Raw genomic sequence first — 12,676 nt, forward strand, 5'->3', positions numbered from 1 at the left:
GCCTGCTTGTAGGCGTTGCCGCGCCCGCCCGATGCCGCGCGGATCCCCTCGTCCTTGATGAAATCCGCAACGGAGGTATCTGCCGTTTCCGCCGAAACGTAGTTGCCCGTGCTCGTGTCGCGCAGCCCCGCCTCTGAATGCGGCAAATAAGCGGTTTCGTCCTGCCTGTCGGTCTGTTTCCCGCCCAGCCCCAATGCCTCGCCGTAGCAGCTCTTCCTCCCCTCGACGCCGTGCAGGAACTCCGCGGCGTCGCCCCAATCCTTCCCCCAAACTTTCACGTGAAGCCCTTGCGCGATGAGCTGCTCCACGATCTCGTTTCCCACTGTCCCGGACTCGCCTACAACGAGAATCTGCTTCTTCTTATCCATCAAATTGTCCCCCGTTCATTCGTTCATTCGTTCATTCGAAGTCGAAATTTCACGAACGTCCGGTCAAGAAGTCTTATTGCGACCTCTTCCTGAGAAGATGAAGATTCCTCGTTCTTCGATTCGGTATTGGGAATGATTCTGTCCGGCGGCTTACTACCGGGGGATCGCTACGGGATCGGCCTGATCATCGTCAGGGAGGCGTGCGGGTCAGGCGACCCCCTTCATATTGAGATACGGGCCGTACTTCACGTCTTCCCCCTGGATATGGCGAACCAGCCAGTCCTTGAGGAACACCATGACGCCCAGGGTGATGGCGCTTCCGTCCGCCTCCGCCTGCCGCTGGAATTCCCGGATCCGTTCCACGAGCTGGTCGTGCGCCCTCTTGTGGGCGACGAATCCCGGGAACCCGTGGAGCCGCATCAGGCGCTCTTCCTCCGAGAAGTGGGCCTGCGTGTAGCCGGCCAGCGACGCGAGGACATTGTTCATGATCTGCGACCCCTTGCCGCATTTCATGGCGTCATGAAGCTGGTTGACGATATCGATGAGCTTCCGGTGCTGGTTGTCGAACTGGCGGACTTTCACGCTGTACTCGTCGTTCCACTGGATGAGTCCCACGGCCCACCCCCGGCATGTTTACCTTATTTATCGGCGCATTCCGGAAAACCTTTACCGGGAGTCCGGGTTCAGGGGGAAAAGGCGACGCCCGCGAGCAGGAGGAACTGCGCAAACACGTCTCCGCGCACGTCAACGCGGCACGCGGCCCCGGCGACCGCTCCTGCCGGGAGATGGGAAACGTCGTTCGGGAGATAATCGCGGACATGGAGGACGCGGAACGGATCATCGCGGAATACGGCCTGTCGCCGCATCCTGAAGGCGGGTGGTTCCGGGAATTCCACTGCTCCGGGCGGATGCTCGAGCGGCTTCCCGGGTACCCCGGACCCCGCGCGGCGCTTACCGCGATCTGGTTCTGCCTGGGTCGCGGCGACTTCTCGGCCTTCCACCGTCTTCGGAGCGAGGAAGCGTGGATCCACCTCGCCGGCGGCCCGATCGAGCTGGTCCTTCTGCGGCAGGGCGCGGCGCACCGCTTGAGGATCGCCCGGGTGGAGGACGGGGGGCCGCCGGGCGCGGTCGTTCCCGCGGAGACCTTCCAGGCGGCCCGCCCGCTGGGCGATTACGGCTTCTCCGCCTGCCTCGTCGCGCCCGGATTCGATTTCCGGGACTTCGAGCTGCCTTCCCGGGAGCGGCTTCTGGAGGAATTCCCCGGGGAGACGGACGTCATCCGGTCGCTCACCCGCTGATCGCGCCTACCCCGTTTTCCGATAAACCTCCGCCGTTTTCTTGAGCATCCAGGCGATGACGGCAAGGCCGGCCACCAGGGTGGCCGCGAACATCGCCAGCGGAGAGTATTCCGGCGACACCGGGAGCGTTTCCGGGGAGAACTGCCCCTCCAGGTACCCCCTGCGCACCGCGTCCCGGACGAAGGCCATCACGTAGACCAGCGGAACCGTGAGGGCGGCGCTCCAGCCCACCTTCCGCAGGAAGCCGGTTGCGATGACGGCGAAGGTGAGCCCCGTCCCGACCGCCAGCAGGACGGTCGCCGGAGCGCTTCCCCCCATGAAAAGGCGCATGACGGGCTTCGGAAGCGCGACGAGGTACCAGAGGCCGAAGAAGAGCTGGGCCGCCGTCAGCATCGCGAAGACGTGCATGCCGATCCCCACCGCGCGCTCGCCGAGGAGCGGATCCTTCCCGATTTTCCACTTCCCGAAGAGCGCGACGGCCAGCCCGCCGACCGCCAGGGCACTGGTCAGGAAATGGACGTACCGCGCCCACGTCGCGCCGGTATCCGCGTTCAGCAGCGTCCCGTGCGGGTTCCCGAAATAGCGCCCCCAGCGGGAGGGCTCCAGCATGAGGGTCGTGTTGTTGGTGAAAAGGAAGCCGATCGCCAGGAACAGAAGCAGCGCCAGCGCAGCCGGGAACGCTCCCGCCTTCCCGAGCGATTCGAAGCGGAAGTCGTAGATGTACACGGCGTAATAGGCGACGAGCAGGACCGACGGGACGCACAGCCAGAACAGCCCCATCAGCACCGAGCTGGCGTAGAAGAGGTGTCCGTAGATCACCTGGAGGAACAGCAGCGCCGCGACGCCGAAGTTCACCGCGAAGGCGACGATCGCCGGAAGCGCCTTTGCCAGCTCGTGCGCCAGCCGCCGGTCGGTCTCCCCCCCCTTCAGCAGGGCGTACAGGGAAACGCAGGCGAAGCCGAGCATCGCGTTCATCAGGAGCAGATGGAGCGGGAACAGGAGCATCAGGAGCCCCTGGAACCAACCCCAGGCGGCAGGGAGGGCGTCGGGAGCGGGGATCGGCGGGTTCATCGGGCACCTCCTTGCGGGGCCGGTGAGGCGAGAAAGTCGGCCAGCAGATCCTTCTGCGCCGCGGAGCCCTTGTAGTCGGGCATGTCGGGATTGAGGGCGCTCAAGGCATCGAGCGCCCTGCGGATCCGGTCCCTCCCCCACCCCGCCGTGCGCTCCCGGACCAGGCTTTCGTCGTGGCAGCCGACGCACTCGGACTCGAACAGCGCCTTCCCTCCTTCGGGCGTCCCGCCGGCGTCCATTTCCCTGCCGTGGATCCCCCTGACGATGAACGCGGCCAGCGCCCGCTCCTCCGCCTCGTTCCCGGCGAAGGGCGGCATGAAATAGCGCTTCTCGTGGATCGTCCGGAGATAGGAGAGCATCGCAGGATAGGACATGTTCCGGGTGCGGGATACGATGTCGTTGTTGAACCCGCCGATGGTGTGGCAGGCGTGGCACTGGTGGACGAACAGCGCCTTCCCCGCCTCCTGCAGGTTCCTCTCGCCCGCCTCCTTCATCCCCACCCACCGCGCGGCCGGGAGATAGCCCGTCCGGCGGAGTTCCGGCAGCTGCGCCTGGAGGATGCCGTTGGAGTACATCACACCGTGGATGACGTAGGGGCGCCGCGCCGCCTCCCGGGTCCACTCGAACGCCCCCATGAAGACGAAGGCGCACAGCAGGATGAAAACCGCGACGGGCCGGGTGTGCCGGGCCGGCTCCCGGATCACGAGGAGCAGGGTCAGCAATGCCGTGGCGGCCAGCGACCAGATGCCGGCCTGCAGCGTGCGGCGGATGGTCGGGGAAGCCCCCGCGATCAGCTCCCGCGCCGGCTCCGGCGCTCCCAGGTAATACCAGACCGCGCACGGGACGGCGGCGAGGAAGGAGAAGAGGACCCACTTCGCGGAGAAAAGCGTCATGGAGCGCCGGATCGCGGCATCCGCCGAGAACGCCGTGGTCAGGAAGGCGTACACCCCCGCGAACGCGCAGGCAAGGGCGGTCCGGAATGCCAGGGCCGGCCAGAACAGGGGGTTGAAGAAGCCGGACCAGAACGAGCGGTCCTGCGGCCAGGAACCGGGGGACAGCATGAAGCCGATGATGCCGTTGATCACGAACAGGCTGAGCCAGGCGGCGCCGAAATAGATCCAGCCGACGGCCTGGTGGGTGCGGTCGTCCATCCGGCCGAACGTGTAGAAGTAGACGAGGAGGGCCGTGATCTCCACCACGAAGAACACCCATTCGGTGGCCCACCCGAAGACGAAGATGTGGATCAGGAGCGATGTGGCCGCGGGGTGGACCAGGGAGATGATCCACCAGATGGCGACCCCGGTCACGCCGCCCGCCACCACGGTGGCCAGCAGGAAGAACCGGGCGTGGGCCCGCGTGAACGCAAGGATCGCAGAACTGCCTTCCCGGAGCCCCTTGCGCTCCGCGAGCACGAGATACAGCCCGCCTCCCACCGCGAAATGGGAGAGGAAGACGTGGACGATGGCTATGACGGCGATCAGCAGCCCGCCGCCGACTCCGGGAAGGTACCACACGGGATAGTTCAAGGGTCGCCTCCGCGGCCGGGGCCGCCGAACGGTATGGAATTTCTTAATAATAATACATGTGGCGCAAGGTTCGAGGCTGGTGTATTCTTCGCGGGTCGGCCGGTCGTCATCGACGCGAACCCGTGATGAGTCGGAACGGAGGCCCATCCACGTGGCGGACGAAGGTCCCGGTCCTGGAGCCTGCGGAAGCGGGGAGCTCGCGGAGCTGCGCGCGTCGGTCGACAGGCTTTCGAGAGAGGTCGACGGGAGAAAGCGTACGGAAGCGGACCTGCTGGAAAAGGTGGAGTATTACCGGACGCTCGCCGAGTTCGCCACCAACTGGATCTTCTGGCGGACTCCCGAGGGGGACATGCTTTACGTCAGCCCCTCGTGCGAACGGATCTCCGGGTATCCCCCCTCTAAATTCTACGAATCCAGGGACATGTTCCTTTCGATCGTCCACCCCGAGGACCGGGAGGCTTGGCGGAAGCATTCACGGGAGGTGGAAGCGAAGCGCCTGCCCGGCATGCTCGAATTCCGCATCGTCGACCGGCAGGGGAAGACGCGCTGGATCAGCCACCTGTGCAGGCCCGTGTTCAACGAGACGGGGAAGTTCCTCGGCATCCGCGGCAGCAACAGCGACATCACGGAGCGCAAGCAGGCCGAGAAGGCGCTGCGGCAGAGCGAGGAGCGGCTGAGGGATTTCTTCGACAACGCCAACGAGTTCGCCATGAGCGTGGGTCCGGACGGCCGCTTCCTGTTCGTGAACCGGGCGTGGCGGGAGGCGCTCGGGTACACGGCCGAGGACGCCGAGACGCTCGACCTGCTCGACATCGCGGCGCCGGATTGCGTCGGCCGGCTGGAGGAGCGGCTCCGCCGCGCGATGTCCGGCGAGAACGTCGGGATCGTCGAGACGGTGTTCCTTTCGAAGGACGGGCGGCGGATCGTCGTCGAGGGCACCGTCAACTGCCGGTTCGAGGACGGGAAGCCCACGGCGGGCCGCTGCATCTTCCGCGACATCACCGCGAAGAAGCAGATGGAGGAGGAGCTGATCAAGGCGAACATGCTCGAATCCATCGGCATCCTGGCGGGGGGGATCGCTCACGACTTCAACAACATCCTGACGGCGATCATGGGGAACCTCTCCCTCGCCAAGCTGGACGTCGCGCCGGGCGACGCGACCTGGGCCCGCCTCGTGGAGGCGGAGAAGGCCGCCATCCGCGCGCAGAGCCTCACCCGGCAGCTCCTGACGTTCTCCAAGGGCGGCGCCCCCGTGCGGCAGGCATCCTCCATCGGGCAGCTCATCGAGGAATCCGCGAATTTCGCCATCCGCGGCACGACCATCAAGTGCCGGATCGATATCGCCCCGGACCTTCACCCGGTGGACATCGATCCCGGCCAGATCGGCCAGGTCATCAACAACATCGTCCTCAACGCCTCCCAGGCGATGCCCGAAGGGGGGATCATCTCCGTCGACGTAAGGAACGTCGTCGCCGAGGACATTCCGGAGCGGAACCTCCCCCCGGGCGACTACGTGAGGATCTCGATCAAGGACCACGGCGCCGGGATCCCGCGGGAGAACATCCCGAAGATCTTCAACCCATTCTTCACGACGAAGACGAAGGGCACCGGGCTCGGGCTGGCCACGGCCTATTCCATCGTCAAGCGCCACGACGGCGCGATCTCCGTGGACTCCACGCTCGGGAGGGGGACGGTCGTCTCCATCTTCCTCCCCGGCTCCCGGCTCGAAGTCCCGGAGCTCCCCGCCGTCCGGTCGCTGCCTTGCGAGGGCAAGGGGAGGATCCTCGTCATGGACGACGAGGAGATGGTGCGGGACGTCGCGGTGTCGCTCCTCGAATCGATGGGCTACCTGGCGCACGCGGTGAAGGACGGCTCGGAGGCGATCGACGCCTACCTCCGCGCCATGAAGGAAGGGAAACCGTTCGACGCCGTGATCCTCGATCTCACCGTGCCGGGGGCGATGGGGGGAAAGGAATGCGTCCGGAAGCTGCTCGACATCGACGCCGACGCGAAGGTGATCGTGTCCAGCGGCTATTCCCAGGACCCCATCCTGTCCATGTACCGGGATTACGGCTTCAGCGGGGTGATCGCCAAGCCCTACCAGATGGGGGAGCTCGGACAGGCCATCCAGCTGGTGCTTCCAAGGCCGCCCTCCCGGAACAACTGATCGCCTCGCCGTGCCCATCTTCCGGAAAAGGAACGGGAGCCGCCGGGTCACCCCGGACGAGCTCATCCAGGAGCTGCACCGCTCGGTGGACGGGCTCGCCGAGGACGGCGTGAGCCGCGCGGACCTGAAGCTCCTCTCCCGCACCCTGCGGGAGCTCCGGCACGCGTTCCGCATTTTCGACAGCCTCCGGGACCGCCCCAAGGTCACGGTCTTCGGTTCCGCCCGCGTCGCTCCCGGATCTCCGCCGTTTCGCCAGGCCGAGGCGTTCGGCCGCGAGATGTCCGGGAGAGGCTGGTTCGTCGTCACCGGGGCGGGCGAGGGAATCATGAAGGCGGCCCACCTGGGCGCGGGACGCGACCGCTCGATCGGCGTGAACATCCTCCTTCCGTTCGAGCAGCAGGACAACCCGGTGATGGCGGGCAGCCCCCGGCTGATCCAGACCAAGTACTTCTTCACGAGGAAGCTGCTGTTCCTGAAGGAGTCCAGCGGGATCGCCCTCTTCCCGGGCGGATTCGGGACGATGGACGAGGCGTTCGAGACGCTCACGCTGCTCCAGACCGGGAAAACCCATCCCTTCCCGCTGGTGCTCGTCGACGAACCGGGGGGCGATTTCTGGGCGGCGTGGCAGCGTTCGACCGTGGAGATCCTCCTCGCGCGGGGGCTGATCTCCCCCGACGACCTTGCGTTGTACCGGATCACGGACAGCGTCGAGGAGGCCGTCGGGGAGATCGAGGGATACTACCGGGTCTTCCACAGCTCCAGGTTCGTCGGCGAGCGCTTCGTGATCCGCGTCAGGAAGCCGATCGGGGAGGAAGCGCTGCGGGAGATGAACGCCGGCTTCGCGGACCTGCTCTCGGAAGGGTCGTTCCTGCAGGAAGATCCGCTGCCGGAAGAGGCCGACGATCCCGACCTGGCCCACCTGAAGAGGATCGTGTTCCCTTTCAACTGCCGCAACTTCGGAAGGCTGCGCCTCCTGATCGACTTCCTGAACCGCCAATAGCCCGCGATACAATAGAAACATGTCAGGATCTCCCCTCGTGCGGCTGCGCGGCGTGGCGAAGGACTACCCGGAAGGGGAAGGCGCGGTGCGGGTCGTGTTCCGGGGGCTGCGCGCGGAGATCGCCCGGGGCGAAACGGTGGCGCTGCTCGGGCGCAGCGGCTCGGGGAAATCGACGCTTCTGAACCTCGTCGGCGGGATCGACCTCCCCACCGCGGGCGAGGTGATCCTCGACGGCACGAACCTGGCCGCCCTTTCGGAGCAGGAGAGGACGCTGTTCCGCCGATCCCGCATCGGCCTCGTGTTCCAGTCCTACAACCTCATCCCCACCCTGACGGTGATGGAGAACCTCCTTCTCCCCCTGGAGCTGAACGGCAGGACGGGAGCCCCCGCCCGGGAGGCCGCGCGCGCGCTCCTGCGCAGGGTCGGCCTGGAGGACCGCGCCGGGACGTACCCGGACCGGCTCTCCGGGGGGGAACAGCAGCGCGTCGCGGTGGCGCGGGCCGTGGTGCACGAGCCGATCCTCCTGCTGGCGGACGAGCCGACGGGAAGCCTCGACGCGGAAACGGGAGCCCGGGTGCTCGCGATCCTCGCGGAGCTCGCGCGCGGCGGCGGCCGCACGATGATCGTGGCCACCCACAGCGACGCCGTGGCCCGCACCGCGGACCGGGTGCTCGCGATCCGGGACGGCCGCCTCGTGGAGGAACCGCCGCCGGGGGGCGTCCGGACATGATCCTCGGGCTCGCGGGGCTGCGCCACCTCTCCCGGCACCCGATGCAGCTCGTCTTCGGCCTGGTCGGCGTCGCCCTCGGGGTCGCGGCCGTCTTCTCGATCGACCTGGCGAACGAAAGCGCCCGGCGCGCCTTCCGGATCTCCGCGGGCGCCGTCGCGGGAAAAGCGACCCACCGGATCCTGGGCGGATCGCCGGGGCTGGAGGAAGGGCTGTACGTCGCGCTCCGGCGGCAGGAGGACGCGCGGGCGCTCGCCCCGATCGTGGAAGGATACGCCCGGGTCGCGGGCCGTCCGGAAACGGTCCTGCACATCCTGGGGATCGATCCCTTCGCGGAGGCGCCGTTCCGGGACTACACCCCGGAAACCTCGGACAGCGCCGACCTCCCCCGGTTCCTCACGACGCCGGGGGCGGCGCTGCTCCTCGAGGAGACGGCGCGGCGGCTGGGGGCGGCGCGGGGAGACGTCCTGCCGCTGCGGGTCGGCATGGCGCAGGGAAGCATTGTCCTGTCCGGCTTCCTCCGCCCGGCGGACGATGTGTCCCGCCAGGCGCTGGAGAGCACCGCCGTGACGGACATCTCGACCGCGCAGGAGCTGCTCGGCATGACGGGGCGTCTCTCGCGGATCGACCTGAAGGTCCCGGAAGGGGCCGGGGGGGAGGCCGTCCTCTCCCGGATCCGGCGGGCGCTTCCCCCCGGCGCGGAGATCGCTTCCGCCGGAGCGCGCGGCAACGCGCTGGACCAGATGACCCGCGCCTTCTCCCTGAACCTCAGCGCCCTGAGCCTGCTCTCCCTCGTCGTCGGCATGTTCCTCGTCTACAACACGATGACCTTTTCGGTGCTCAAGCGGCGGCAGCTCATCGGGACGCTCCGGGCGCTGGGGGTCACGCGGGGACAAGTATTCGCGCGGGTCCTCGGAGAAGCGGCCCTTCTCGGCCTCGCGGGGACGCTCCTCGGCCTGCCGTTCGGGTACTTCCTCGGGAAGGCGCTCCTGGGGATGGTCACGCGCTCCATCGGAGACCTGTATTTCGTCGTCTCCGTCCGGGATGTCGCCCCGGCCGCGGCCATGCTGCTGAAGGCGGCGGCTCTCGGGACCTTGGGGTCGGTCGCCGCGTCGCTATGGCCGGCCCACGAGGCGACCTCCGCCTCGCCCCGGGAGGTGATGCGCCGCTCCTCCGTCGAGACGGGGGTCCGGAAGGTCCTGCCGAAGATCACCGCGGCGGGGGCCGGCCTGGTCCTCCTGGGCATCGGGATCCTGGCGTACCCCTCCCGAAGCATCGTCCTGCCGTTCTGCGGGCTGTTCGCCCTTGTGGCGGGATACGCCCTCGTCACGCCGGGCGCCGCCGTCCTCCTGGCCCGCGCGATCCGGCCGGCGGCGGGCCTCGTCTTCGGCACGCCGGGGAAGATGGCCGCGCGCAGCATCCCGGCGTCGATCAGCCGGACGGGCGTCGCGGCGGCCGCGCTCGTGGTCGCCGTCTCCACCACGGTCGGGATCGGCGTCATGATCGACAGCTTCCGGCGGACCGTGTCCGACTGGCTCGACCGGACGCTGCGCGGCGACATCTACGTTTCCTCCTACGAGGAGCGGAAAAGCCCCGACAGGGGATCGCTGCCTCCCGGGCTGGTCGAGGCGATCCCCTCCGCGGCCGGCGTACGCGGCACGGTCCGGTTCTCGCGCCGCACCATCGAGTCGCCGGAAGGATTCACGGAGCTGTTCGTGCTGGGCATCGGCCGGGAAAGCGTCGACGCGTTCCGTTTCCGGGAGGGAGATCCCGGCAGCGCGTGGGAGACGCTCCGCCGCGGCGGCGTCATCGTGTCCGATCCGTATGCCTGGCGGCACGGAATCCGGAAGGGAGAGCTGCTGCGCCTGCGCACCGACGCGGGAATCCGGGAGTTCCCCGTGGCGGGGATCTATTACGACTACAGCTCGGACCGGGGGGTCGTCGCGATCCTCCGGGAGGTCCACGACCGGCACTGGAGCGACCGCGGGGTCGATTCCGTCGGCGTCCGCCTCCATCCCGGCGTCCCGGTCGACGAGGCGATCGGGCGGATCCGCGCGCTCGCGGGCGACCTGCCGGTCGTCGTCCGCTCGAACCGGGCGCTCCGGGAGGCGTCGCTCAAGGTCTTCGACCGCACCTTCGGCGTGACGAACGTGCTGCGGGCCCTCACCGTGCTGATCGCTTTCGTCGGCGTCCTGAACGCGCTGATGGCGATCCAGATGGAGCGCGGGCGGGAGCACGCCGTGATGCGGGCCGTCGGGCTCACCCCGCGGCAGGCGTGGGGGCTGACCGCCGGGGAGTCCGCCGCGATCGGGGCGATCTCCGGCCTGCTCGCCCTCCCGCTGGGGGCTGCGCAGGCGCTGGCGCTCATCCTCGTCATCAACCGCCGCTCCTTCGGCTGGACGATGCAGACCTTCTTCGATCCGTGGATCCTGCTGCAGGCCTTGGGCCTCGCCGTCGCGGCGTCCGTCCTCGCGGGGCTCTACCCCGCGATGCGCATGGCCCGGTCGTCCCCCGCCCGGGCGCTGCAGGAGGAGTGAATGCGCCTTCGATGGCTCCTGCCGTGCGCCGCGCTCCTCGCCGCGGCCGCCTGGCTGCTGCGCCCCGCGCCGTCCCCGCCGCCGGCCCCTCCCGCCCGGCCGGGAACGGTGACCGCGCTCCTGGCGGGAGAGGCGCAGGAAGGCTTCGCCCGCGCGACCGCCCCCCGCCCGTTCCGGTTCCCCGAGGACCACGGGCCCCATCCGGAGTTCCGCCACGAGTGGTGGTACTTCACCGGCAACCTCCGGGACCCCGGCGGCCGCCGCTTCGGCTACCAGCTCACCTTCTTCCGCTTCGCCCTGTCCCCGGACGCGCCTCCCCGGGAATCCCGGTGGGGCGCATCGCAGGCGTACATGGCCCACTTCTCCGTCACCGACGAGGAGGGGAACCGCTTCCGCCACTTCGAGCGGACGGGGCGGGAAGCGCTCGGAATCGCCGGGGCGTCGGCCCGCCCGTTCCGGGTCCGGATCGACGGCTGGTCCGCGGAGGGCGGCGCGGAATCGCTGCTGCCGGTCCGGCTGCGGGCGTCGGAAGGAGGATCGTCCGTAGACCTGCTCCTGCACGCGGGGAAAGCGGTCGTCCCCCAGGGGGAGCGGGGCCTCAGCCGGAAAAGCGCCGCCCCCGGCAACGCGTCGTACTATTATTCGATCACCCGTCTCTCGACCCGGGGGACTGTGCGGATCGACGGGACGTCGTACACTGTCGAAGGGAACTCCTGGCTGGACCGGGAATGGGGCACCAGCGCGCTGGGACCGGAACACGAGGGCTGGGACTGGTTCGCCCTCCGGCTTTCCGACGGCAGCGACCTCATGCTCTACCGGCTCCGCCGGAGGGACGGCACGCCCGATCCGTTCAGCGCCGGCACGCTCGTACGGGCGGACGGCTCCATCCGCACCTTGAGCGCGGGCGATTTCGGGATCGAGACGCTCGCGCACTGGAGGAGCCCGGCGAGCGGCATCCGGTATCCTTCCCGGTGGAAGCTGCGGGTACCGTCCGAAGGGATCGCGCTCGAGGCCGCCCCCCGGGTGGCGGACCAGGAGCTGCGGACCTTCGTCCGCTACTGGGAGGGCGCCGTCGGCGTCCGCGGAACTTCGGGCGGGAAGCCGGCGGAGGGAGAAGGCTACGTCGAACTGACCGGATACGGAGAATGACCATGCTGAGACTATCGGTTCTCTGCGACGACACCGCGGCATCGGATGCGTACCTCGCCGAGCACGGCGCCTCGATCCTCGTCGAGCTGCCCAACGGCAGCCGCTGGCTCGTGGACGCCGGCACGACGGACATCTTCCTGATGAACGCCGCGCGGATGGGGATCTCCCTCGACGGCCTCGCGGGAATCGTCGTGACGCACGGGCACGACGACCACACCGGAGGGCTGGCGTTCTGCTCACGCTTCGCGGGCGCGCCTCCCGTCTACGGCCACCCCTACATCTGGCACAAGCAGTACGAGGTGCGAAAGGGCGAACCGGTCCGGATACTCGGGATGCCGTACATGGCCCGCCGCTACGCCGACCCGGCGTTCCGCCCCGTGAACGGCACGGCGAAGCTGGACGAGGACATGTTCTTCCTGACGGACATCCCCCGCGAGCCGGGCGGCTACGCCCCGGTCGAGGGGAAGTTCTTCAACGAGGACGGGACCGGGCCCTGCCCGATCGTCGACGACGGGACGGTGGCCGTGCGGACCCCGCGCGGGCTGGTCCTCGTCTTCGGCTGCGCCCACGCCGGCTACGTCAACATCCTGAAGGCCGTTCGGAAGGAGTTCCCGGGGGAACGGCTGCTGTCCGTCGTGGGAGGGCTGCACCTCGGCGGCGCGCCCGATGCGGTCCTGGCGGAGGCGGTCGCCTGCACGGAATCCTTCCGCGCGGACGGGTTCACGTTCCACGGGGGGCACTGCACCGGCGCCCGCACGCTCGCCCGCTTCCGGGAAGCGTTCGGCGAGGAGGCGTTCCGGCCGCTGGGCGCGGGCCGTGTGATCGAGTTCTGA

11 protein-coding genes are annotated in these 12,676 nt (G+C 68.6%); 7 read left to right on the forward strand and 4 right to left on the reverse strand.

Features of this window, described 5'->3' with window-relative positions; all coding sequences use genetic code 11:
- Positions 1-368, reverse strand: a 368-nt coding sequence (locus AB1346_08330) for a hypothetical protein (GenBank protein MEW6720441.1), incomplete at its 3' end; no start/stop codon positions are given.
- A 207-nt stretch (positions 369-575) separates the two neighbouring features.
- Positions 576-983: a bacteriohemerythrin gene (locus AB1346_08335; GenBank protein ID MEW6720442.1), complete on the reverse strand. Its 408-nt coding sequence runs from the start codon at positions 981-983 to the stop codon at positions 576-578.
- 203 nt (positions 984-1,186) lie between these two features.
- Between AB1346_08335 and AB1346_08340 the strand changes: the two genes are divergently transcribed.
- Positions 1,187-1,666: a cupin domain-containing protein gene (locus AB1346_08340; protein MEW6720443.1), complete on the forward strand. Its 480-nt coding sequence runs from the start codon at positions 1,187-1,189 to the stop codon at positions 1,664-1,666.
- A 6-nt stretch (positions 1,667-1,672) separates the two neighbouring features.
- On the opposite strand, the gene AB1346_08345 is transcribed toward AB1346_08340, so the two are convergent.
- Positions 1,673-2,737, reverse strand: a complete 1,065-nt coding sequence (locus AB1346_08345) for a hypothetical protein (GenBank protein ID MEW6720444.1) — start codon at positions 2,735-2,737, stop codon at positions 1,673-1,675.
- The gene (locus AB1346_08350) at positions 2,734-4,263 is read right to left on the reverse strand and encodes a c-type cytochrome (GenBank protein ID MEW6720445.1); all 1,530 of its coding nucleotides are present in this window, start codon (positions 4,261-4,263) and stop codon (positions 2,734-2,736) included. The genes AB1346_08345 and AB1346_08350 overlap by 4 nt, the downstream gene beginning before the upstream one ends.
- 151 nt (positions 4,264-4,414) lie before the next feature.
- On the opposite strand from AB1346_08350, the gene AB1346_08355 reads away from it, so the two are divergent.
- The 6 genes from AB1346_08355 to AB1346_08380 are packed head-to-tail and all read left to right on the forward strand — an operon-like array spanning position 4,415 to position 12,676.
- Entirely contained in the window at positions 4,415-6,430 is a 2,016-nt protein-coding gene (locus AB1346_08355; protein ID MEW6720446.1) for a PAS domain S-box protein, read from the forward strand.
- A gap of 10 nt (positions 6,431-6,440) precedes the next feature.
- On the forward strand, positions 6,441-7,430 hold the full coding sequence (locus tag AB1346_08360; GenBank protein MEW6720447.1) for an LOG family protein: 990 nt from the start codon (positions 6,441-6,443) through the stop codon (positions 7,428-7,430).
- Between the two features lie 19 nt (positions 7,431-7,449).
- A complete protein-coding gene (locus AB1346_08365) occupies positions 7,450-8,160 on the forward strand; it encodes an ABC transporter ATP-binding protein (GenBank protein MEW6720448.1) in 711 nt (236 codons plus the stop codon).
- Positions 8,157-10,694, forward strand: a complete 2,538-nt coding sequence (locus AB1346_08370; GenBank protein MEW6720449.1) for an ABC transporter permease — start codon at positions 8,157-8,159, stop codon at positions 10,692-10,694. Before AB1346_08365 ends, AB1346_08370 begins: the two co-directional genes overlap by 4 nt.
- Positions 10,695-11,843 carry a lipocalin-like domain-containing protein gene (locus AB1346_08375; protein MEW6720450.1) on the forward strand — a complete coding sequence of 383 codons (1,149 nt, stop codon included), beginning with the start codon at positions 10,695-10,697 and terminating at the stop codon, positions 11,841-11,843.
- A 2-nt stretch (positions 11,844-11,845) separates the two neighbouring features.
- The gene (locus tag AB1346_08380; GenBank protein MEW6720451.1) at positions 11,846-12,676 is read left to right on the forward strand and encodes an MBL fold metallo-hydrolase; all 831 of its coding nucleotides are present in this window, start codon (positions 11,846-11,848) and stop codon (positions 12,674-12,676) included.

The sequence above is a fragment of the Thermodesulfobacteriota bacterium genome (assembly GCA_040758155.1).
In the GTDB taxonomy this organism is placed as follows: domain Bacteria; phylum Desulfobacterota; class Deferrimicrobia; order Deferrimicrobiales; family Deferrimicrobiaceae; genus UBA2219.

Coding starts and splice junctions, on each gene's coding strand:
- AB1346_08340 (MEW6720443.1), top strand. CDS start 1,187: ATGGAGGACGCGGAACGGATCATCGCGGAATACGGCCTGTCGCCGCAT.
- AB1346_08345 (MEW6720444.1), bottom strand. CDS start 2,737: ATGAACCCGCCGATCCCCGCTCCCGACGCCCTCCCTGCCGCCTGGGGT.
- AB1346_08365 (MEW6720448.1), top strand. CDS start 7,450: ATGTCAGGATCTCCCCTCGTGCGGCTGCGCGGCGTGGCGAAGGACTAC.
- AB1346_08370 (MEW6720449.1), top strand. CDS start 8,157: ATGATCCTCGGGCTCGCGGGGCTGCGCCACCTCTCCCGGCACCCGATG.
- AB1346_08375 (MEW6720450.1), top strand. CDS start 10,695: ATGCGCCTTCGATGGCTCCTGCCGTGCGCCGCGCTCCTCGCCGCGGCC.
- AB1346_08380 (MEW6720451.1), top strand. CDS start 11,846: ATGCTGAGACTATCGGTTCTCTGCGACGACACCGCGGCATCGGATGCG.